Annotated in this window: 19 protein-coding genes; 17 read left to right on the forward strand and 2 right to left on the reverse strand. The window is 43.0% G+C overall.

The features are described from left to right. Positions 1 to 161: 161 nt before the first annotated feature. The 14 genes from AC1HDJ_RS08280 to nuoN all read left to right on the forward strand — a co-directional run bounded on the left by AC1HDJ_RS08280 (position 162) and on the right by nuoN (position 15,792). Entirely contained in the window at positions 162 to 305 is a 144-nt protein-coding gene (locus AC1HDJ_RS08280; RefSeq protein ID WP_479534972.1) for a sugar diacid recognition domain-containing protein, read from the forward strand. A gap of 633 nt (positions 306 to 938) precedes the next feature. Next, the gene (locus AC1HDJ_RS08285; protein WP_438623113.1) at positions 939 to 1,361 is read left to right on the forward strand and encodes an NADH-quinone oxidoreductase subunit A; all 423 of its coding nucleotides are present in this window, start codon (positions 939 to 941) and stop codon (positions 1,359 to 1,361) included. A gap of 16 nt (positions 1,362 to 1,377) precedes the next feature. Next, positions 1,378 to 2,052 (forward strand): NuoB/complex I 20 kDa subunit family protein, encoded by a 675-nt coding sequence (locus tag AC1HDJ_RS08290; protein WP_479534975.1) that lies wholly within the window; start codon positions 1,378 to 1,380, stop codon positions 2,050 to 2,052. Between the two features lie 21 nt (positions 2,053 to 2,073). Beyond that, positions 2,074 to 3,873 carry an NADH-quinone oxidoreductase subunit C/D gene (nuoC, locus tag AC1HDJ_RS08295; protein WP_479534977.1) on the forward strand — a complete coding sequence of 600 codons (1,800 nt, stop codon included), beginning with the start codon at positions 2,074 to 2,076 and terminating at the stop codon, positions 3,871 to 3,873. Between the two features lie 2 nt (positions 3,874 to 3,875). Next, entirely contained in the window at positions 3,876 to 4,376 is a 501-nt protein-coding gene (gene nuoE / locus AC1HDJ_RS08300; RefSeq protein WP_479534979.1) for an NADH-quinone oxidoreductase subunit NuoE, read from the forward strand. Then, positions 4,373 to 5,713 carry an NADH-quinone oxidoreductase subunit NuoF gene (nuoF, locus tag AC1HDJ_RS08305; protein ID WP_479534981.1) on the forward strand — a complete coding sequence of 447 codons (1,341 nt, stop codon included), beginning with the start codon at positions 4,373 to 4,375 and terminating at the stop codon, positions 5,711 to 5,713. Before nuoE ends, nuoF begins: the two co-directional genes overlap by 4 nt. A 128-nt stretch (positions 5,714 to 5,841) precedes the next feature. Then, entirely contained in the window at positions 5,842 to 8,556 is a 2,715-nt protein-coding gene (nuoG, locus tag AC1HDJ_RS08310) for an NADH-quinone oxidoreductase subunit NuoG (protein ID WP_479534983.1), read from the forward strand. Continuing rightward, positions 8,553 to 9,530 carry an NADH-quinone oxidoreductase subunit NuoH gene (nuoH, locus tag AC1HDJ_RS08315; RefSeq protein ID WP_479534985.1) on the forward strand — a complete coding sequence of 326 codons (978 nt, stop codon included), beginning with the start codon at positions 8,553 to 8,555 and terminating at the stop codon, positions 9,528 to 9,530. The genes nuoG and nuoH overlap by 4 nt, the downstream gene beginning before the upstream one ends. A gap of 25 nt (positions 9,531 to 9,555) precedes the next feature. Further along, positions 9,556 to 10,095, forward strand: a complete 540-nt coding sequence (nuoI, locus tag AC1HDJ_RS08320) for an NADH-quinone oxidoreductase subunit NuoI (RefSeq protein WP_479534987.1) — start codon at positions 9,556 to 9,558, stop codon at positions 10,093 to 10,095. An 11-nt stretch (positions 10,096 to 10,106) separates the two neighbouring features. Then, complete coding sequence (gene nuoJ, locus AC1HDJ_RS08325) at positions 10,107 to 10,637, forward strand: NADH-quinone oxidoreductase subunit J (protein WP_479534989.1); 531 nt, start codon at positions 10,107 to 10,109, stop codon at positions 10,635 to 10,637. Next, the gene (gene nuoK / locus AC1HDJ_RS08330) at positions 10,637 to 10,942 is read left to right on the forward strand and encodes an NADH-quinone oxidoreductase subunit NuoK (RefSeq protein ID WP_438630226.1); all 306 of its coding nucleotides are present in this window, start codon (positions 10,637 to 10,639) and stop codon (positions 10,940 to 10,942) included. Before nuoJ ends, nuoK begins: the two co-directional genes overlap by 1 nt. Continuing rightward, positions 10,939 to 12,786: an NADH-quinone oxidoreductase subunit L gene (gene nuoL, locus AC1HDJ_RS08335; protein ID WP_479534991.1), complete on the forward strand. Its 1,848-nt coding sequence runs from the start codon at positions 10,939 to 10,941 to the stop codon at positions 12,784 to 12,786. The genes nuoK and nuoL overlap by 4 nt, the downstream gene beginning before the upstream one ends. A gap of 21 nt (positions 12,787 to 12,807) precedes the next feature. Continuing rightward, a complete protein-coding gene (gene nuoM / locus AC1HDJ_RS08340) occupies positions 12,808 to 14,325 on the forward strand; it encodes an NADH-quinone oxidoreductase subunit M (protein ID WP_479534993.1) in 1,518 nt (505 codons plus the stop codon). 3 nt (positions 14,326 to 14,328) lie between these two features. Next, entirely contained in the window at positions 14,329 to 15,792 is a 1,464-nt protein-coding gene (nuoN, locus tag AC1HDJ_RS08345) for an NADH-quinone oxidoreductase subunit NuoN (protein ID WP_479534995.1), read from the forward strand. Positions 15,793 to 16,070: 278 nt separating this feature from the next. Here the strand turns inward: nuoN and AC1HDJ_RS08350 are convergent, their stop codons facing one another. Together AC1HDJ_RS08350 and yciA are read right to left on the reverse strand one after the other, a co-directional pair. Further along, on the reverse strand, positions 16,071 to 16,469 hold the full coding sequence (locus tag AC1HDJ_RS08350; RefSeq protein ID WP_479534997.1) for a MerR family transcriptional regulator: 399 nt from the start codon (positions 16,467 to 16,469) through the stop codon (positions 16,071 to 16,073). A gap of 243 nt (positions 16,470 to 16,712) precedes the next feature. After that, positions 16,713 to 17,153, reverse strand: a complete 441-nt coding sequence (yciA, locus tag AC1HDJ_RS08355; protein ID WP_479534999.1) for an acyl-CoA thioester hydrolase YciA — start codon at positions 17,151 to 17,153, stop codon at positions 16,713 to 16,715. Between the two features lie 370 nt (positions 17,154 to 17,523). Here yciA and AC1HDJ_RS08360 point away from each other — a divergent pair, with 370 nt between their 5' ends. The 3 genes from AC1HDJ_RS08360 (at position 17,524) to ptsG (ending at position 22,088) form a co-directional block, all read left to right on the forward strand. After that, on the forward strand, positions 17,524 to 18,015 hold the full coding sequence (locus AC1HDJ_RS08360; RefSeq protein WP_479535001.1) for a glutathione peroxidase: 492 nt from the start codon (positions 17,524 to 17,526) through the stop codon (positions 18,013 to 18,015). 289 nt (positions 18,016 to 18,304) lie between these two features. Next, positions 18,305 to 19,882, forward strand: coding sequence for a transcriptional regulator TyrR (gene tyrR, locus AC1HDJ_RS08365; RefSeq protein ID WP_479537057.1), 1,578 nt, complete (start codon positions 18,305 to 18,307; stop codon positions 19,880 to 19,882). A 748-nt stretch (positions 19,883 to 20,630) separates the two neighbouring features. After that, complete coding sequence (ptsG, locus tag AC1HDJ_RS08370) at positions 20,631 to 22,088, forward strand: PTS glucose transporter subunit IIBC (RefSeq protein WP_438623130.1); 1,458 nt, start codon at positions 20,631 to 20,633, stop codon at positions 22,086 to 22,088. Positions 22,089 to 22,131: the final 43 nt, after the last annotated feature.

The following is a 22,131-nucleotide window of genomic DNA, read 5'->3' on the forward strand; positions in this document are numbered from 1 at the left end:
GCTAATTAAAATAGATAGTCAAGTCAAGTCAAGTCAAGTCAAGTCAAGTCAAGTCAAGTCAAGTTTGTGACCTACCATAAATTCATTTTTTTAATTATGTATTACGACAAGTCATTGTAGTTTACCTATTGTATAAGAATCCTTTTCTTGCGGAGTTATCCATGCTCCAGAATGTTGCCATTGCACAGCAGATTGTTGAGCGTACCATGAACATTATCCACTATTCGGTCAGCGTGATGGATCAGCATGGCAGAATTATCGGCTCGGGCGACCCAATTTACCCATTGTTTTTAATCAGTAGGTGATTGGCGTTGATGTCGCAGATCCAGTGGAATAAACGTCATTGTTAAGAGCTGGTATTGCAGTTGATTCAAAGCAGTGAATTGAGAGAGCAACAGCTAATTAAGGTAGCCGAGCGTCTGAATGTAGACCTTATCTAACTACGGATTGCCGCTATAGTAAAAGTGCTGCCACAATCGGGGGAGAATTTTTCCCTGAATTTTTCAAATTCAACGCATTGAAACCTGCAGCCCGTTATATTGAGCTGCTTTCTGTCATTGTGGTATTTGCATACTGTAAAAGTGATATACATCGCATAAATTTTGATGTGGGTATTTTATTACAAGTGTCGGTTGCAACCAGACTCAATGAATCCCCAAATCATAACGTACTGTCTTTAAAATAGACTGAAAATACAAAGAAATAGGTATTCATTTTAAATGTGAAGGGGCGTATCAAAATACACTGTTGTACCGTAATTCAATTGACATATTGTTGCTTACTGGTGTAAAAAACATGTGAAGTTTATATAAAAAAATTGCATGTATTCTGTTCTTTATTACGTGCTATAAATAGACTTATCCTGTTGAAGTGCTTGTTTCCTGCCATAATGCACTGTTCAACCTAACGCTAATCCACTGATTGTTGAGGGTCAGACGATGACATCGGAAGTCATTGCTCATCATTGGTCTTTTGCCGTATTCGTCTTTGCGATACTCGGCTTATGCGCTTTCATGGTCGGTACTGCCTCGTTGTTGGGCGGTAAGGCTTGGGGTCGCTCCAAAAACCAACCGTTTGAATCCGGTGTTGATTCTGTCGGTAATGCCCGCCTGCGTTTTTCTGCCAAATTTTATCTCGTGGCTATGATGTTTGTTATTTTCGACGTCGAAGCTCTGTTTCTTTTTGCATGGGCCGTATCCGTGCGTGAAAGCGGTTGGCTTGGCTTAATTGAGGCCTCTGTCTTTATCGTCGTACTGCTGATGGGGCTGGTTTACTTAGTGCGAATTGGTGCACTTGACTGGACACCTGAACGCTCTAAACGTGCCATTAATGCCAATAAGAATGTTGCCACAAAGTCGTGAAACAAGGATTGTCCACATGAAGTACACGCTCACCCGAATTGATCCGAATGCATTACCCGAACAGTATCCTATGGGTAAAACTGAGACGGTTGATGATCCTTTGCAGCAAGATATTGACCGTAACATTTTTATGGGCAAGCTCGAAGATGTACTTCATTCAACCGTCAATTGGGGGCGTAAAAACTCCCTCTGGCCCTATAACTTTGGTTTGTCCTGTTGTTACGTTGAAATGACTACTGCCTTCACATCACCACATGATGTGGCCCGTTTTGGCTCAGAAGTTATTCGTGCATCTCCACGTCAAGCTGATTTTATGGTGGTGGCAGGTACATGCTTTATCAAAATGGCACCGGTCATTCAGCGTTTATATGAGCAAATGCTTGAGCCTAAATGGGTTATCTCAATGGGGGCATGTGCTAATTCGGGTGGCATGTACGATATCTACTCAGTAGTGCAAGGCGTAGATAAGTTTCTTCCAGTGGATGTGTACATTCCGGGCTGCCCACCTAGACCGGAAGCATTCTTACAAGCTCTAATGCTATTGCAAGAGTCTATCGGTAAAGAGCGTCGTCCGCTCTCTTGGGTGGTTGGCGATCAAGGTGTTTATCGTGCACAAATGCCTGCAGAGCGTGATGTGAAACGTAATGAGCGTATTCAGGTAAAAAACCTGCGTACTCCCGATGAAGTGTGATGAGCAGGAGTTGCTTTTAAAATGACAACAACACTACATACTCCTGAGCAGTCAACACAAGGTTGGCCATCTTCCGATCATCAGCATGATCCTATTCTTGCTGAACTGGCCACCCGTTTTGGGAGTGATGCTTTTGTATTGCAACCCACTAAAACTGGTATGCCGGTTATCTGGCTGCGCAAACCACTGCTAACTGATGTGCTGCTATTTTTGAAAAAAGTCGCAAAACCTTATGTCATGCTGTACGACCTGCATGGTGTAGATGAGCGCTTGCGTACGCATCGTGAACACATTGCCGCACAAGATTTTACCGTCTTTTATCATCTGCTCTCGGTTGAGCGGAATCGTGATATTTTGATTAAAATTGCACTCAATGAGCATGATTTAGTGCTGCCGAGTATCACCTCTATCTTTGCCAATGCGAACTGGTATGAGCGTGAAGTCTGGGATCTCTACGGCATCACCTTTTCTGGCCATCCTCATTTAACCCGAATCATGATGCCACAATCATGGGAAGGGCATCCGCTGCGTAAAGACTTTCCTGCGCGAGCCACTGAGTTTGATCCTTTTTCGCTGGATATTGCTAAACAGGATTTAGAGCAGGAAGCTCTGCGTTTTAAACCTGAAGATTGGGGCATGAACAAGGGAACAGACAACGAAGATTATATGTTCCTAAACCTTGGCCCTAACCACCCGTCTGCACACGGTGCATTTCGTATCGTATTACAACTCGATGGTGAAGAGATTGTCGATTGTGTTCCTGATATCGGCTATCACCACCGTGGCGCAGAGAAAATGGGCGAGCGCCAGTCATGGCACAGTTATATTCCGTATACCGATCGTGTGGAATATCTCGGTGGTGTGATGAATAACCTACCTTATGTTTTGGCCGTCGAAAAACTAGCCGGTATCAATGTGCCTGAACGCGTTGAGGTTATTCGGGTGATGCTGTCAGAACTCTTCCGTATTAATAGCCATTTGCTCTTTTTGGGCACATATATTCAAGATGTCGGTGCTATGACTCCGGTGTTCTTTGCTTTCTCTGATAGGCAGCGTATCTACAATATTATTGAGGCCATTACTGGGGCAAGAATGCATCCGGCATGGTTTCGTATTGGTGGTGTGGCGCATGATTTACCGCAAGGTTGGCAGCATCTGGTACGTGAATTCTTAGATTGGTTACCGAATCGCTTAGAAAGTTATGTTACCGCTGCGCTGAAAAACAGCATATTAAAGGGCCGGACTATCGGTGTTGCTGCGTATAACACCCAGCAGGCGCTTGACTGGGGGGTGACTGGCGCAGGTTTACGGGCTACCGGTTTTAATTTTGATATTCGGAAGTGGCGCCCTTATTCCGGCTACCAAAATTTTGATTTTGATGTCCCTACTGGCAATAACGGTGATGCCTATGATCGTGCATTAGTCAGGGTTGAAGAGATCAGACAAAGTCTGCGTATTATTACCCAGTGTTTAAATAATATGCCTCAAGGGCCTTATAAAGCTGATCATCCGCTGACTACGCCACCGCCAAAAGAGCGGGCATTACAGCATATTGAAACTCTGATTAACCATTTCTTGCAAGTGTCATGGGGGCCAATAATGCCGGCCAATGAATCGTTTCAGATGATTGAGGCAACAAAAGGGGCAAACAGCTATTACCTGACTAGTGATGGCAGTACCATGAGTTACCGCACCCGTATTCGTACCCCAAGCTTTGCGCATTTACAGCAAATTCCAAGTGTTATTCGTGGAAGTCTGGTCTCTGATCTTATTGTCTATTTAGGCAGTATCGATTTTGTTATGTCAGATGTGGATCGTTGATTATGGATAATCACAACAAAGACAACGCAACAACATTTGAACTTCCTTCCGAAGTTAAAGCGGCCATTGAACATGAAATGGCACATTATGAAGACTCGCGTGCCGCATCGATAGATGCATTAAAACGGGTACAAAAGCATTATGGCTGGGTGTCTGATGAGGCTATTTACGCCATTGCCGATATATTAAAAATCCCAGCGAGTGATGTAGAAGGTGTCGCTACATTTTACAGCCAAATTTTTCGCCAGCCGGTAGGGCGGCATGTGATTCGTTTATGCGATAGCGTAGTGTGCTATATCACCGGTTATCAGGGTATCCAGCATAAATTAGAGCGAAAACTGGGTGTGAAGTTAGGGCAAACCACCGCCGATCAGCGTTTTACTTTATTACCGGTTTGTTGCTTAGGTAATTGTGATAAAGGCCCAACGCTGATGATTGATGACGATACCCACAGCCACTTAACGCCAGAGAAGATAGATAACTTGTTGGAGCAATATTTATGAGCATATTGTCCGCAGATACACACCCTTTGACGTGGCGTATTCGTCCTGATTTGCAACCGGTCTGGCTTGATGAATATAAGAAAAAAGATGGCTATGCAGCGGTAATTAAAGCGTTAACCACCATGCAGCCAGCAGAGGTCACTGCTTGCGTAAAAGATGCAGGCTTGCGTGGGCGCGGTGGCGCTGGTTTTTCTACCGGCGTAAAGTGGAGCTTAATGCCGACAGATCCTAAGTTTGATCGCAAATATCTGTTGTGTAACGCCGACGAAATGGAACCGGGTACCTACAAAGACCGCTTGTTGATGGAGCAATTACCACATCAGCTCGTCGAAGGCATGATTCTAGCCGCTTATGCTCTCGGTACTTACCGCGGTTATATTTTCCTGCGTGGAGAATATATTGAGGCAGCTGATCGTTTACAGCGTGCTATTGATGAAGCGAAAGCCGCCGGTTTTCTGGGAAGCAATATCCTTGATTCTGGATTTAGTTTCGATCTGTATGTGCACACTGGCGCGGGGCGTTATATCTGCGGTGAAGAAACCGCTCTTATTAACTCACTTGAAGGTCGGCGCGCCAATCCACGTGCGAAACCGCCGTTTCCTGCTATTGCCGGAGCGTGGGGAAAACCAACCTGTGTGAATAATGTCGAAACACTCAACAATATTCCCTACATTATTCATTATGGTGCTGACTGGTATAAAGGCTTATCACAAGGGAAAAGTACTGACAGTGGTACCAAATTAATGGGCTTTTCTGGCCGAGTTAAACGCCCCGGGGTGTGGGAAGTGCCTTTTGGTACTACTGCCAGAGAATTACTCGAAGAGTATGCTGGCGGCATGTTAGACGGCTACACATTTAAAGCCTGGCAACCGGGCGGTGCAGGAACTGATTTTCTGCTTGATGAACACCTTGATTTACCGATGGACTTTGACTCTATCGCCAAAGCCGGTAGCCGTTTAGGTACAGGATTAGCCATGGCGGTTGATGACAGCATCAACATGGTTTCACTGGTTAAAAACTTAGAGATATTTTTTGCCCGTGAATCGTGTGGTTGGTGTACTCCTTGTCGTGATGGCCTGCCGTGGAGCGTTAAAATTTTACAAGCACTTGAAGCAAAACAAGGGCAAGCCGGTGATATTGAAACCCTTGAACAGCTTTGCCAGTTTTTAGGCCCTGGAAAAACATTTTGTGCTCACGCACCGGGTGCAGTAGAGCCATTACAAAGTGCGATTAAATATTTCAGGTCTGAATTCGAAGCGGGTATCAATACTGCTGAGTTAACATCACTGCGTACTTTGGCTGGCATTCAGCCTAATCTACTTAAAGAGCGATGGTAGATAGATCAATACCCAAAATAAAGTCATAAAAAGGAATTGTGAGTACAGATATCTCTGCATGAAGAGAGTGACTCCCAACACATCAATAACCCGCCTGTAGTATCGGGCATAAAATAAGATTGCTAGGTATGGCTACGATTCACATTGATGGAAAGGATTTCGAGGTCAATGGTGCAGATAATTTACTGCAAGCATGCCTCTCATTGGGTTTAGATATTCCTTATTTTTGCTGGCATCCGGCACTAGGAAGCGTAGGTGCGTGTCGTCAGTGCGCAGTAAAACAGTATCAAAATGCCGACGACAAACGTGGCCGTTTGGTTATGTCGTGTATGACTCCGGCAGCAGATGGTACGTATATTTCAATTGATGACGATGAAGCGAAAGCGTTTCGTAAGAATGTTGTCGAATGGCTTATGCTCAATCATCCGCATGATTGTCCAGTATGTGAAGAGGGTGGTGCGTGTCATTTACAAGATATGACTGTGATGACACAGCATACAGAACGACGTTATCGCTTTACCAAACGAACACATAAAAACCAGAATTTAGGTTCGTTTATTGCCCATGAAATGAATCGCTGTATAGCCTGTTATCGCTGTGTTCGCTATTACAAAGACTATGCCGGAGGTACTGATCTGGGGGTTTATGGTGCACACGATAATGTCTATTTTGGCCGTGTAGAAGATGGCGCATTAGAGAGCGAATTCTCCGGAAACCTCGTTGAAGTCTGCCCGACCGGCGTATTTACCGATCAAACGCATTCGCAACGCTATAACCGTAAATGGGATATGCAATTTGCCCCGAGTATCTGTCAGCACTGTAGCGTTGGCTGTAATATCAGCCCCGGTGAGCGTTATGGCGAATTACGTCGTATAGAAAACCGTTATAACGGTGTTGTAAACCACTACTTCCTCTGTGATCGTGGTCGTTTTGGGTATGGTTTTGTGAATGCAAAAGATCGTCCATTACAGCCGCTGTTAAAAACAGATGGCGGATTTGTTTCTATCACGCAAGAACATGCATTAAATTTAGCCGCTGATACTTTACGGCACGCTCAACACATTATCGGTATCGGTTCGGCAAGAGCTAGTATAGAGAGCAACTTTGCATTAAAAGAGCTGGTGGGCGCAGATAATTTTTATGCCGCGGTTGATGCTGAGCAGTGGGAGCGTCAACAGTGTGTCTTGGATATATTGACACAAGCTAATGTTACGTTGCCTTCATTGCGTGATATCGAAGAGTACGATGCAGTACTTATTTTGGGCGAAGATATCACGCAAACAGCACCACGTATTGCGCTGGCTGTGCGCCAGGCAGCTAAGGGTAAGGGGCGTGAAATGGCGGCCAGTTTGCGTGTTGATGCATGGCAAACTGCCGCTATTCAGCATATCGGACAAACAGCCCTGAATCCGGTGATCATTACCGGTACCGAACCCAGCCGTTTAGATGATATTGCGCAAATGACATGCTTTGCACATCCTGAAGAGCAAGCGCATTTAGCCTTTGGTATTGCTGAGTATATTCAGGGCGCTCGTACCGATAAAAGTCATGCTGATATAGCCGATGTTGCCAATATTTTACTTAATGCGAAAAAACCGCTGATTATTTCCGGCACATCTGCGGGCTCTTTATCACTGATTCAAGCCAGTGCCAATATTGCGATGGCATTGAAAAAACATAACCCACAGGTTGGGTTGAGTTTGGTTGTTCCAGAGGTGAACAGCTTAGGGCTGACCATGCTGGGGGCAAAGCCGCTGGATGATGCTTTTACCCGCATCAGCACAGAGAGTATTGATACTGCCATTATACTGGAAAGCGATCTGTATAGAACGTTTGCTGCTAATGTGGTTACCAACGGGTTGAAATCACTGCAATCAGTGATAGTGATAGATCATCAGCATACCGCGACCGTCGATAATGCAACTTTAGTGTTACCGGCAGCCAGCTTTGCCGAAGCTGATGGTACAGTGGTCAACCACGAAGGGCGAGCACAGCGTTTTTATCAGGTCTATTCACCCGCTTATTACTCTGATGCAAATTTAGTCAATGAAAGTTGGCAATGGCTGAGTGCGTTAAAAAGCCAGATGACCGACAGAACCATACAATGGGCTGATTTTGATGCGCTATTAAAACACTGTGCTGACTCTGTACCGGCCTTGCGATCAATTACTGATGCTGCGCCAAAAGCCGATTTTCGTATTCGCAGTTTGAAACTGGCTCGTTCGCCGCATCGTTACAGCGGCCGTACGGCATTGAGAGCCAATATCAGCGTGCATGAGCCGCGTGTTCCTCAAGACAGTGGTACACCATTCTCATTTTCGATGGAAGGTTATTCCGGTACTAAAGAGTTATATCCGGATATCCCTTTTGCATGGTCACCTGGGTGGAACTCACCACAAGCGTGGAATAAGTTCCAGCAAGAAGTGGGCGGATCATTAAAAGCGGGTGATCCCGGTTTGCGCCTAATTAATACGGCCACTGATGCAGTGTCTATTGCTTGGTATCCTGCGAAAATAAAAAACATTACTGCACAGACAAACAAATGGTTGGTTGTTGCTGACTATCATATTTTTGGCAGTGATGAATTGTCACAGCGTGTCGGTGTTATTCAATCACGCATCTCTGTGGCATCAATTGGATTAAGCCACGTTGATGCACAGCTATTAGGTGTTAATCAAGGCAGTGCCATTTCGTTTACTTGGCATGATAACTACTACCGTCTACCTGTTCGAATTAGCCCACATTTAACACAAGGTATTGTTTCTATTCCCGTCGGTTTTGAAGGGTTACCCTTAAGTTTATTAGGGAAGTATATTACAGGTATTCAGGAGGCCGTATTATGATGAACTTCTCTCCTGAAACGGTGTTGATAATTAGCTCCGTATTGAAATCGGTTGCAATATTATTGATAGTCGTCAGTTGCGGTGCATTCATGAGTTTTATTGAACGGCGGCTGCTTGGGTTATGGCAAGATCGCTACGGCCCTAATCGGGTTGGCCCGTTTGGTCTGTTTCAGATTGCCGCTGATATGATCAAAATGTTCTTCAAAGAAGACTGGATCCCTCCCTTTGCAGATAAACTAATTTTTATCCTTGCGCCACTTATTGCAATGGGGGCATTTTTACTCACGTTTGCCATTATTCCTATAACGCCGACATGGGGCGTTGCTGATTTGAATATCGGTATCCTGTTTTTCTTTGCTATGGCGGGTCTCGCCGTTTATGCGGTGTTATTTGCTGGTTGGTCGAGTAACAACAAATACTCATTATTAGGAAGTTTACGAGCATCGGCACAAACATTAAGTTATGAGGTCTTTATGGGCCTCTCTTTAATGGGGATCGTTGCAGTAACAGGCTCATTTAATATGCGCGATATCGTTGCTGCACAGCAAGATGTTTGGTTTATTGTGCCGCAATTTTTTGGATTTGTGACCTTTCTTATCGCAGGCATCGCAGTAACACACCGTCACCCTTTTGACCAGCCAGAAGCTGAGCAAGAGTTAGCCGATGGATACCATATTGAATATGCCGGTATGAAATGGGGTATGTTCTTTGTCGGTGAATATATTGGTATATTGCTAGTTTCTACCTTATTGGTCACATTATTTTTTGGTGGTTGGCTAGGGCCATTTTTTCCACCGATTGTGTGGTTTATCTTAAAAACTGCGTTTTTTGTTATGTTTTTTATTCTGTTGCGCGCGTCATTACCGAGGCCTCGTTATGATCAGGTCATGACATTTGGCTGGACATTTTGCCTGCCGCTCACGTTGCTTAATTTGATAGTGACCGGTGCCGTTGTTTTATATAACGCCCAATAAACTAGCATCACCAAGGACGATAAAGATGTTAAAAGAAATTATCATTGGTACGGGCACTCAGTTGCGAAGTTTATGGATGGTATTTGCACATTCGTGGCGTAAGCGCGATACATTGCAATACCCTGAAGAATCGGTTTATTTACCACCTCGGTATCGCGGAAGGATTGTATTAACACGAGATCCCGATGGCGAAGAGCGTTGTGTCGCGTGTAACTTGTGTGCTGTAGCCTGTCCGGTGGGGTGTATTTCACTACAAAAAGCTGAAACACCTGATGGCCGATGGTATCCGGAATTTTTCCGTATCAACTTTTCGCGTTGTATTTTTTGTGGCTTATGTGAAGAAGCTTGCCCGACTACCGCGATTCAGTTAACACCCGATTTTGAAATGGGTGAATACCGCAGACAAGATTTAGTGTACGAAAAAGAAGATTTACTGATTTCTGGGCCAGGAAAATATCCTGATTATAATTTCTATCGGGTTTCAGGTTTATCTATAGCAGGTAAACCAAAAGGTAGCGCACAAGATGAAGCTCAACCGATAGATATTAAAAGCCTGTTACCATAAGGAGAGAGAGAATGAATATCCCTTTTTATGCGGCAGGTGCTATTGCACTGATAGCGACATTTCGAGTTATCAGCAATCGCAGCCCAATGCATGCATTACTGTATTTGATTATCTCATTGCTGTCGGTTGCCATGGTTTTTTTCACATTAGGTGCTGAGTTTGCAGGTGCAGTTCAAATTATTGTTTATGCTGGTGCTATTTTAGTTTTATTTGTTTTTGTTGTCATGATGCTTAATATCGGTACATCAGAAGACCAAGAAAAACAGTGGTTAAAACCAAGAGTCTGGATAGGCCCAGCGATTTTATCTGCTTTGCTTTTAGTGATTATCGCTATTGCTATTGGCAGTTTAGGTAGCGGTGTTATCGGCAGTCACGATGTTCCCTCTAAAGCGGTAGGAATATCACTGTTTGGGCCGTATGTCTTAGGTGTTGAACTGGCATCTTTATTATTATTAGCTGGTGTCGTCTCTGCTTATCATTTAGGGCGTGAAAATAAATCAGCAGACAGCGCAATAAACCGTTCACAAGGAGACAAGAGATAATGGATATACCTCTTGAGCATGGATTATTGCTATCCGGTGCACTATTTGCCCTCGGTTTAACAGGGCTGATGATAAGACGCAACTTGCTATTTATTCTGATGAGCTTAGAAATAATGATGAGTGCTGCTGCATTAGCCTTTGTTGTTGTGGGTAGCTATTGGGGGCAGGCTGATGGGCAGGTTATGTATATTTTTATCGTGACACTGGCCGCAGCAGAAGCAAGTATTGGATTGGCATTGCTGTTACAAATGTACCGGCGCCATCATACCCTCGATGTTGATGTCGTAAGCGAGATGCGCGGATGAATCTCTTATTTTTAACAGTCGTATTCCCATTGCTAGGGTTTTTAATTCTGGCTTTTTCTGCAGGCCGGTTAACTGAAAACACCAGTGCCGTGATCGGCGTTGGTTCTGTCGGTTTATCTGCGTTGGTTACTGCTTATGTAGGTTATGGCTTTATTAATGCGTATCCTGAAGGGGGAATATACACTCAGCCCTTATGGCAGTGGCTTTCGGTTGGTGATTTTACGGCTAATTTATCCCTCTATTTAGATGGGTTATCACTGACGATGTTATCGGTAGTCATTGGTGTGGGATTTTTAATACACCTTTTTGCCTCTTGGTATATGCGTGGTGAAGAGGGATATTCACGTTTTTTTGCTTATACAAACTTATTTATTGCCAGTATGCTTTTTCTGGTTTTAGGTAATGATTTATTGTTTGTATATCTAGGCTGGGAAGGTGTTGGCCTCTGCAGTTACTTACTCATCGGGTTTTATTATCAGCACAGTAAAAATGGTGCAGCGGCGTTAAAAGCCTTTGTAGTAACACGTGTTGGTGATGTGTTTCTAGCCATTGGTCTATTTATTTTATATCAGCAACTAGGCACATTAAATATCCATGAAATTGTTACCCTAGCACCGCAAAAATTAGAGCAAGGTGGGTGGCCCATTACGTTGGCAACATTGATGTTGCTCGGTGGTGCAGTGGGTAAGTCTGCTCAACTACCATTGCAAACATGGCTGGCTGACGCAATGGCAGGCCCAACTCCTGTCTCTGCACTGATCCATGCTGCAACAATGGTAACGGCAGGCGTTTATTTAATTACCCGAACACATGAACTGTTTTTATTGGCACCTGATGTTCTTTACCTCGTGGGTGTGATCGGTGCAGTGACTCTGTTACTTGCCGGTTTTGCCGCGCTGGTTCAAACCGATATTAAGCGTATTTTAGCATATTCAACCATGAGTCAGATTGGTTATATGTTCTTAGCACTCGGTGTTATGGCGTGGGATGCGGCAATTTTTCATCTGATGACGCATGCATTTTTTAAAGCACTGCTGTTCTTATCTGCGGGTGCGGTGATTGTAGCCTGCCATCATGAGCAAAATATTTATAAAATGGGTGGTTTACGAAAATCATTGCCATTCATTTATGTTTGCTTTTTGGTTGGTGGCGCTGCTCTTTCTGCGCTTCCTTTTATTACCGCAGGTTTTTACAGTAAAGATGAAATTTTGTGGCAAGCATTAGCTTCTAATCACACAGGGTTGTTACTTGCAGGTTTAGTAGGGGCATTACTCACCTCTGTCTACACGTTCCGGTTAATTTTTATTGTGTTTCATGGCTCAAGCAGTATCGATGCGCATGCAGGTAAGGGGGTTAGTTACTATTTACCATTGTGTATACTAATGCTGCTATCAACATTTATTGGTGCGTTAATTACTCCTCCGCTAGCGGGTGTGTTACCCATGAATGAAACGGTAGCTGATTTTAGCGCTAAACACCAACTTGAGCTTATCTCGGCTTTAGTGGCATTGGCGGGTATTGTTATTGCTGCCGGATTATTTTTAGGTGATCGCCATCGGGTGAATAAGATAGCGCACTCTGTGATAGGCAAAAAATTAACTGTGTTGTGGTTTAATGCATGGGGTTTTGATTGGTTGTACGATCATATTTTTGTAAAACCTTATTTACTTTTTACGCAGAAACTACAAGCTGACCCACTAAATAGAATGCTTAATATTTTTATGCTGGTGACTCGGCAGGGAAATAAGCTGGTTGTATCTACAGAAACAGGGCAGTTACGCTGGTACGTAACGTCAGTAGGGTTCGGTGCGCTGTTCATTTTAGCGTTGCTGGTGTTGTTTTAATTAGAATGGATTCTATCTGCCATGACACTACTGTGGCTCATCCTTATCCCCTTTATGGGTGGTTTTTTATGCTGGCTGGCTGAGCGTGGCCAGTCTTTAATGCCACGTTGGATTGCATTGTTTTCTATGGGTTTAACGCTGGCATTAGCGTTATATCTGTGGGCTACAGGGAATTTTACGTTACCGGCTGTGAATGGTGTTCCACAGTGGCAAGTTGAGTATCAACTGCCGTGGATACCTCGGTTTGGCATTTCACTGCATTTGGCACTGGATGGTTTATCACTGCTGATGGTGATATTAACCGGTTTACTCGGTGTATTAGCCGTGTTGTGTTCATGGAAAGAGATTCAGCGTCACTTAGGTTTTTTCCACTTAAACTTATTGTGGATTTTAGGCGGCGTAATCGGTGTATTTTTATCCGTTGATCTTTTCTTGTTTTTCTTTTTCTGGGAAATGATGTTAGTTCCCATGTATTTTTTGATTGCCTTGTGGGGGCATAAAGCCTCTGACGGTAAAACAAGAATTACGGCTGCTACAAAGTTCTTTATTTATACGCAGGCAAGCGGGCTATTAATGCTTGTTGCAATCCTGTCTCTGGTATTTGTGCATTATCAAGCAACAGGGATAATGACATTTAGTTATGAAGAGTTGCTGCATACTCCAATGACTAAAAACGTTGAATATGTTCTGATGCTTGGTTTCTTTATTGCTTTTGCCGTGAAAATGCCAATAGTGCCGTTACACGGTTGGTTGCCTGATGCGCATAGCCAAGCGCCTACCGCCGGCTCTGTTGATTTGGCGGGGATTTTACTTAAAACTGCAGCATACGGTTTATTACGTTTTAGCTTACCGCTTTTCCCTGAAGCATCGGCTGATTTTGCCCCTATTGCTATGTCATTGGGTTTGGTCGGTATATTCTATGGCGCATTACTGGCATTTGCACAAACCGATATTAAACGCTTAATTGCGTATACCAGTATATCTCATATGGGCTTTGTGCTTATTGCTATTTATTCTGGAACAACGCTTGCTTTGCAAGGCGCGGTTGTTCAAATGATTGCTCATGGGTTATCAGCTGCAGGCCTGTTCATTCTTTGTGGGCAAATTTACGAACGCTTGCATACGCGTGATTTACGTGAAATGGGTGGTTTATGGGGAAGAATTCGTTATCTTCCTGCGCTATCACTGTTTTTTGCAGCAGCATCGCTCGGGCTACCTGGCACAGGTAACTTTATTGGTGAGTTCTTAATTTTGCTGGGAAGTTACCAGGTTGTTCCGAAAGTGGCGGTGGTCGCAACATTTAGTTTAGTGTTGGCCTCAGTATATTCGTTGATTATGATTCAGCGAGCATTTTATGGGCCAGCTAAATCTGATTCACCTTTAGCAGATATGACCAAAAGGGAGTTCTTTATTATTCTCTTGCTGGCATCACTGTTGTTATTGCTGGGTGTATATCCGCAGCCAATTTTAGATACTACAACACAGGTTATGCTCAATGTTGAGTATTGGTTTAATTCAATTCCTGTGAATGGAGTGTAGATCATGATGTTCCCACTACAGTCACTTATTGCCGAACTTCCGTTAATTATTACCGGGTTAACGGCGCTTATCGTTATGATGGTTATTGCATGGAAGCGTGAACACTTCTATGTAGCCACTGTTTCGGTAATCGGTTTAAACTTAGCTTTGTTTTCAGTGCTATTTGGTGCACAAGTTCCGGCTCAGCAAGTTACACAACTGTTGCAAGTTGATGGTTTCAGCCTGTTTTTTTCAGCGCTGATTTTAGTGGCAACACTGGCTAGTTGCACCTTTGCTTACTTATGGTTGCAAGATTACCCAGATAATAAAGAGGAATTTTATCTTCTGTTATTGATTGCGGCATGTGGTGGATTGGTATTGACCGGTGCGCGTCATTTAACATCGCTGTTTATTGGAATAGAGCTGATTTCATTACCCTTATTTGGTTTGGTTGGTTATGCTTATCGGGAAAAAAGGTCGTTAGAAGCCAGTATTAAATATATGGTTCTTTCTGCTGCAGCCTCTGCCTTTATCCTTTTTGGTATGGCATTATTGTATGCAGAAACAGGAAGTTTGGTTTTTGTCGATATAGGTTCTTCATTACAGCATCATACATTCCATGAACCACTTCTGCTTGCTGGGTTTGGTATGATGTTAGTTGGGTTTGCGTTTAAACTATCTCTAGCACCATTTCATTTATGGACACCTGATATCTATGAAGGCGCACCTGCTCCTGTTGCTACCTTTATTGCTACAGCAGGTAAAGTAGCTATATTTGCTGTGTTTTTACGTTTCTTATTGAGTACGCCTGCTGCTAATCATCCAGTATTGCAGCAAGTACTGAGTATTTTAGCTGTGTTATCAATTCTCTTTGGTAATTTATCAGCATTAATGCAAAATAATATTAAGCGTATGTTAGGTTACTCTTCTATTGCACACTTTGGATATGTGCTGGTTGCAGTTGTTGCGGCAAGAAACCTTGCTGTTCCGGAAGAGTCTGTCGCGGTGTATTTAGTTGCTTATGTACTTACAGCATTAGGTGCGTTTGGTGTTGTAAGCTTAATTTCTAGCCCATATCGTGGCCGAGATGCTGATTTATTGTATAGCTATCGTGGGTTGTTTTGGCATCGTCCGGTGCTAGCGGCAGTATTAACCGTTATGATGCTGGCGCTAGCTGGTATTCCGTTAACACTGGGCTTTATTGGTAAATTCTACGTGCTTGCGGTTGGCGTTGAATCACATAACTGGTGGTTAACTGGCGCGATTGTTTTGGGTAGTGCCATTGGTTTGTATTATTACTTACGAGTCATGGTTGCACTGTACCTTGCACCACAAATGGTTAGAACCCGTGACACTGCAGATAATTGGGCAGTAAGTGCAGGGGGGATAGTTTTACTGTTATCAGCGTTGCTAGTATTGGTATTAGGTATTTATCCACAGCCGTTATTAACGTTAGTTTCAGCAGCAAGGATTATTCCAATTTTGTAGTGATCTAAGTATATTCAACAATAAATACGGTTATGATAATAGCTTTGATGATAAATATATTTTCATGATTAGCATTATCAAGTTAATAAAAAGGTAAGCTTAATCAATAAGCTTACCTTTTTTTTGTTGCAGTGTTAATTTAGGTGTGCCGGATGGGTTTTTAGTCTAAACCGCTGGATTTTAACTGTTAAATTAGTGTTCCAAGCCGGTTTTTGCTTTTATTCTTTTGATGGGATATGACCGCTGGCTTTAGCTTATTATTTATTATTTATTATTTATTATTTATTATTTATTATTTTATTTGCAGCCTCTGTGCATATTTCTTCTGCACTATTTAATTCATTAAGTACAATATGTATGTCATTGAGTTGTTGCTTAAGTTGTATTTTTTTATCCTCAATTAAATTTTGCATATTTCTTATTTGAATTCGATTGTCTTTGGGGGAATCGTACCAGTTAAATAATGTTTTTATCTCGCTTAAACTAAAACCTAGTCTTTTCCCGCGTAATATGAGTTGCAAGCGGAGTCGATCTTGGCGGCTATAAATACGGGTTAAGCCTTGTCGGACGGGAGATAGCAAACCTTCGGCTTCATAAAAACGCAAGCTACGAGGTGTAATCTCAAACTCAGCAGCTAAATCAGAAATAGAGTATTTTGCTGGTGAGGTGTCAGACATGGAGTGATCCCTGTGTTTATTCCATAAAATATGGCGACTTTATCAGTACCATTATTGATAAATGAAATGACTACATATTTCAATGAATTACAAGATTGTCTTATCAATTTGTGTATAAGATCGCATTTATCGAAAGAGAAGAAGCCGATCAAATAGAAAATTACCGGCTTCAACGCATAGGCTGGGTAACAGTATACGGCATGTTCAGCCGTATTTTATGCATGTTGTGTTACTTGTTACTTGTTACTTGCTGATTGTTGATACAGCCAGATCATATTCTGGATTTTGTGTTTTAGGGACAGGACGCGCTCGACCGTTAGGATCAACAGCAACATAAGTAAAGATAGCTTCAGTAACGCAGTAACGTTGACCAATTGGCTCACTAGAGACTTTTTTGACCCATACTTCCATTCTGATTTTCATCGAGCTGTTGCCGACATGCACTGCTTTGCCGTAACAGCAGACAACATCACCAACGGCTACTGGTTTAAGGAACGTAATGCCATCGACTGCTACAGTCACTACACGCCCATGGGCGATCTCTTTTGCCAGAATTGCGCCGCCAATATCCATTTGTGACATGATCCAGCCACCAAAAATATCACCATTCGGATTAGTATCGGCGGGCATCGCTAAGGTACGCAGCAGTAGCACACCTTCGGGTTTGCGGGGTTGTTCAGTCATACAGTGATCTCAATTGCTCGCGGGTTAGCCCGGACAGCAGCAAAACCCCTAAAAAGGGCATAGTGCAGTGTATTGGGAACTTACAGTCTGTGTGCTTAACACTATGATTGTGGTGCACAACATCAAAATTCAGATATACAAATTAGGCCGTAGTAATAAAGGCTGCAACAAATTAGTAGAACTTGAGAGCAATGTCGATAAATTTGTCGTAAAAATGATGAGGTATTTACCGTTATTCTTGTTGGCTAGTGTGGGTGATCACAAGATCAGAGCATGCAGGTTCATAAGATTGCATGTGTGCGTTGTGGTGCTCAGCTAAATGTGAATAATTGTGCTAAAAGTTATAGACCGACATTAAAGGAGATAAGTAATGACATCATTATACAATTTTGAGTTAACGGAGCTGACCGGTCGTACATTTGATACGCAGTCTTTGAAAGGTAAGGTGATATTAGTTGTTAATGTGGCTAGCCAGTGCGGTTTTACTGAGCAATATAAGGGATTAGAAGCACTGTATCGGGAGCTTTCTTCGTTAGGATTACAAATTTTGGCGTTCCCCTGTAATCAATTTGGTGAGCAAGAGCCGGGGTCTGCTGAAGAAATTATGCATTTTTGCTCATTAAATTATGATGTTACATTTCCTATAATGCAGAAAATTGACGTAAATGGTGAGCATTCTCATCCGTTATATCGTTGGTTGAAAGCCCAAAAATCAGGTTTGTTGGGTCTGGAAGCTATTAAGTGGAATTTTACAAAATTCTTGCTTGATGGTGAGGGAAATGTTGTTGAACGCTATGCTCCGCAGACTGCACCGGAATCTTTACGTTCCGATATTATTAAGTATCTAAGTAAGACGGCATAACCTGCTGTTAAGCGTTGTCTACTTTGTATTTTATGCGGATTTTTCAGGCCAAAAACAGTATTACTCAATAGCTGTTTAGTTTTTTTTGACAGAAATGTGTAACTTTCTTTGAGATAAAAGAGACGGTAACATTATGATATTTAGTGGTTTATCTTTATGATAAGCCCTAAAACGTAACGAAGTGGGCGATATATCTGTCAAGAAATAGTGACACATGTCTTCATCTGCCGCACATAGCGGGGTATTATCCATTGCATACGAAGTTAAACATCGTAAAGGTCAGGAAGATATGCGGCTGGAAGTGTTTTGTGAAGACCGAGTAGGGTTAACGCGTGAGTTGCTCGACTTACTGGTAGGGCGAGGGATTGATCTTCGCGGTATTGAGATTGATACCTGTGGTCGAATTTACCTAAGCTTCCCTGAAATTGACTTTGAAAATTTTAGCAGTTTGATGACCGAAATTCGGCGTATTGCTGGAATTACTGATGTACGTAAAGTTCGCTTTATGCCGGTTGAGCGTGAGCATACCGAGTTAAAGGCCTTAGTGCATGCACTGCCTGACCCAGTATTTTCAGTGGATGTACGTGGTCGAATTGATCTGGCAAACAAGGCAGCTTTAGCACTTTTTGCCATGAATGAAACACAGTTGCGTGATGAGGGTATTCAAACATTACTGACTGGTTTCCATTTTCAGCGCTGGTTTGAGAAAGATAACCCGGCAGCATGCCTTGCTGAGCATATCGAGGTGCGCGGACAAGATTATCTGATGGATCTGACACCGGTTTACATCACTCATGATGACGATCCCCAGCAGCCTTTACTGGCCGGTGCTGTGCTGATGCTGCGCTCATCGGCAAAGCTGGATTATGTGTTACAGCCGGTGAATGTGCATGATGAAGATAGTTTTTCTCATGTGTTGGCGGATAGCCCGAAGATGAAGCAGGTTGTGCTACAGGCAAAAAAACTATCAATGCTTGATGCACCCTTGTTGATTGAAGGGGAAACCGGAACAGGAAAAGAGATGCTTGCACGGGCTTGTCATTTGCGCAGTGCACGTGGAAATCTGCCATTTTTGGGTTTGAACTGTGCTGCATTACCTGACTCTGTTGCGGAAAGTGAACTGTTTGGTCATGCTCCGGGGGCATACCCTGGTGTTGTAGAGAGCAAAAAAGGTTTTTTTGAGCAGGCAAGCGGCGGTACTGTTTTTTTAGATGAGATTGGTGAAATGTCATCTCAGATGCAGGCCAAACTGCTACGTTTTCTTAATGATGGTACGTTTCGGCGGGTGGGTGAAGATCACGAAGTGAGTGTTGATGTTCGGGTGATTTGCTCAACACAACGTAATTTGCTTGATCTGGTACATAAAGGCGTTTTCCGAGAAGATCTCTATTACCGTTTGAATGTACTAACACTAACTGTTCCGCCTTTGCGTGAGCGTCAGCTAGATATCCCTGAGTTGGCAATGATGTTTATTACACAAATTGCCCATGAAATGCAGATTGAACGGCCTATTGTTGTACCTGAACTGATGCCATTTTTAACGCAATACACATGGCCGGGAAATGTCAGACAACTGCGTAATGCGATTTATCGTGCGTTAAGTCAGCTTGACGGGCATATGATGACACCTCAGAGTATTGATCTTCCTGAGCTTGAGGCTGAAATCAGTGTTGCAGATGATCAATTGACAGGCTCATTAGATGAGATAACTAAACGCTTTGAGCGTTCGGTATTAACCCGTTTATATCGGAGTTACCCGAGTACGCGTAAATTAGCTCGGCGTTTGGGTGTTTCACATACTGCGATTGCAAATAAATTGCGTGAGTATGGATTAGGTAAACACCACCATGATGAAGCAGAGAAGTAGATTGAAATATGAACTGTCAGAGTGTTAATCATACCACTTTTTAAATGGTGGATAGTCACTTACGATAGTCACTTATGTATGTTAACTACTCTAAATTACTACTAGAACAGCCACATGAGTTAACGGCGCTATAATAGTGCTTTAACGGATGTGGTTTTTTTTACATGTAAATATTTGTAGAAATGAATAATTGTTAAATTATTGCATGTAAGGTGATTTGTTTTTTACCAAAATAAATATACGTTTTGGGCATTGGATTAGCACAACGGTGGACTCTATATTATGCTTAATGGATTGATATGTTTAAGCATACATTCAGTTATGGACATGCTCAAGTAATGCGCTGTATCAGTAACTCAGGGGTGAATCGTTATTTTTCAACGTAAAATATCTTTTGTATTTTCTTCGTTGGTATTACTTTAATGCTCAAAATAAATACGTTTTTAAATGTTAAACTCTTCAATTTATCATCTTTGCAAGACATTTTTTACTTTGTGTAATTACTTTATTATCTGAAATATTTATTTTGTGAAGCGGATAGAGCTTTTTAGTAGGCTAACGGTGTGATCCAGCTAAAAGAAATGATACCTAGTACTGTTTGCGCTTGTTTTAATCTGACAACCGTCAAACAATACGCCGACTTTATTTTCTATTATGTCATCAGGTTACAACACAGCTTTTAATCTGCCATATCAGTGGCAAACAGAAAATGTAACGATAATAAACTCACTCAGGAGCACAGACTCACATGATAAAGGATGCCTTTGCTGGCCTACAAAAAGTAGGTAAAGCGTTGATGCTACCCGTATCGGTTTTACCGGTTGCGGGTATTTTGCTCGGTGTTGGTGCCGCCAACTTTAGTTGGTTACCAGAGATCGTCTCCAACATTATGGAGCAGGCAGGTGGTTCTGTATTTGGCCAAATGCCGCTGCTGTTTGCTATTGGTGTTGCATTAGGCTTTACGAATAATGATGGTGTTGCTGCCTTGGCGGCAACGGTGGGTTACGGTGTAATGGCCGCGACGCTGACCGTTATGGCCGGTGTTATGGGTGTTGAGAAAATCGATACCGGTGTGCTTGGCGGTATTCTTGCCGGTGCGTTGGCGGGGTACATGTTTAACCGCTTCTATCGAATTCAATTACCTGACTATCTTGGTTTTTTTGCCGGAAAGCGTTTTGTACCGATCATTACCGCGTTTAGCTGCATTGGTTTAGGTGTGATTTTGTCTGTGGTGTGGCCGCCGGTAGGTGCTGCTATTCAGGCATTCTCTAACTGGGCAGTGCACCAAAACCCTGCGTTGGCATTTGGTATTTATGGTGTGGTTGAACGATCACTGATTCCGTTTGGTTTGCACCATATCTGGAACGTACCGTTCTTCTATCAAGCCGGTGAAACCTGTGTTATCAACAGTAAAGTTGTTGCTGCTATTACCGCAGAGCCTGCATGTTTGGCTGAAGGTGGTAAGTGGATTACAGGTGAAATTCAGCGTTACCTGATGGGTGATCCAACTGCCGGTAATATGGCGGGTGGTTATATGTTTAAAATGTGGGGCCTGCCTGCTGCTGCTATCGCAATGTGGCATACTGCGAAGCCTGAAAACCGTGCAAAAATTGGCGGTATCATGATTTCAGCGGCGTTGACTTCATTCCTGACCGGTATTACCGAGCCGATTGAATTTGCGTTCATGTTTGTTGCTCCAGTGCTGTATATCATTCACGCTCTGTTGGCAGGTTCAGCGTATGTTCTGCTGATTTTGCTGGGCATGAAGCATGGTATGACATTCTCACACGGTGCAATTGACTTTGGGTTGTTCTATCACCTGTCTACAAATGGTTGGATGTTCTTTATTGTTGGCCCAATTTATGCCGCGATTTACTACATTGTTTTCCGTGTGGCGATTGTGAAATTGGATCTGAAAACCCCAGGCCGTGAAGATGAAACTGCTGCAAGCTCCACTGCATCGGGTTCTGAAATGGCGCAAGCGCTGGTTGCAGCGTTTGGCGGTAAGCAAAACATTACCAGCCTAGATGCTTGTATCACTCGCTTACGTGTAGGCGTTGCTGATGTGGCGAAAGTTGACCAAGCTGGCTTGAAAAAGCTGGGTGCTGCGGGTGTAGTGGTTGCAGGCTCAGGCGTACAAGCAATTTTCGGTACTAAGTCAGATAACCTCAAAACAGATATGGATATTTACATGAGCAGCAATTAATGTTGCTAACTTAACCTTATCTGTTAACAGATAAGGTGGTTAT

It is taken from the genome of Plesiomonas sp. ISS29 (assembly GCF_056522795.1).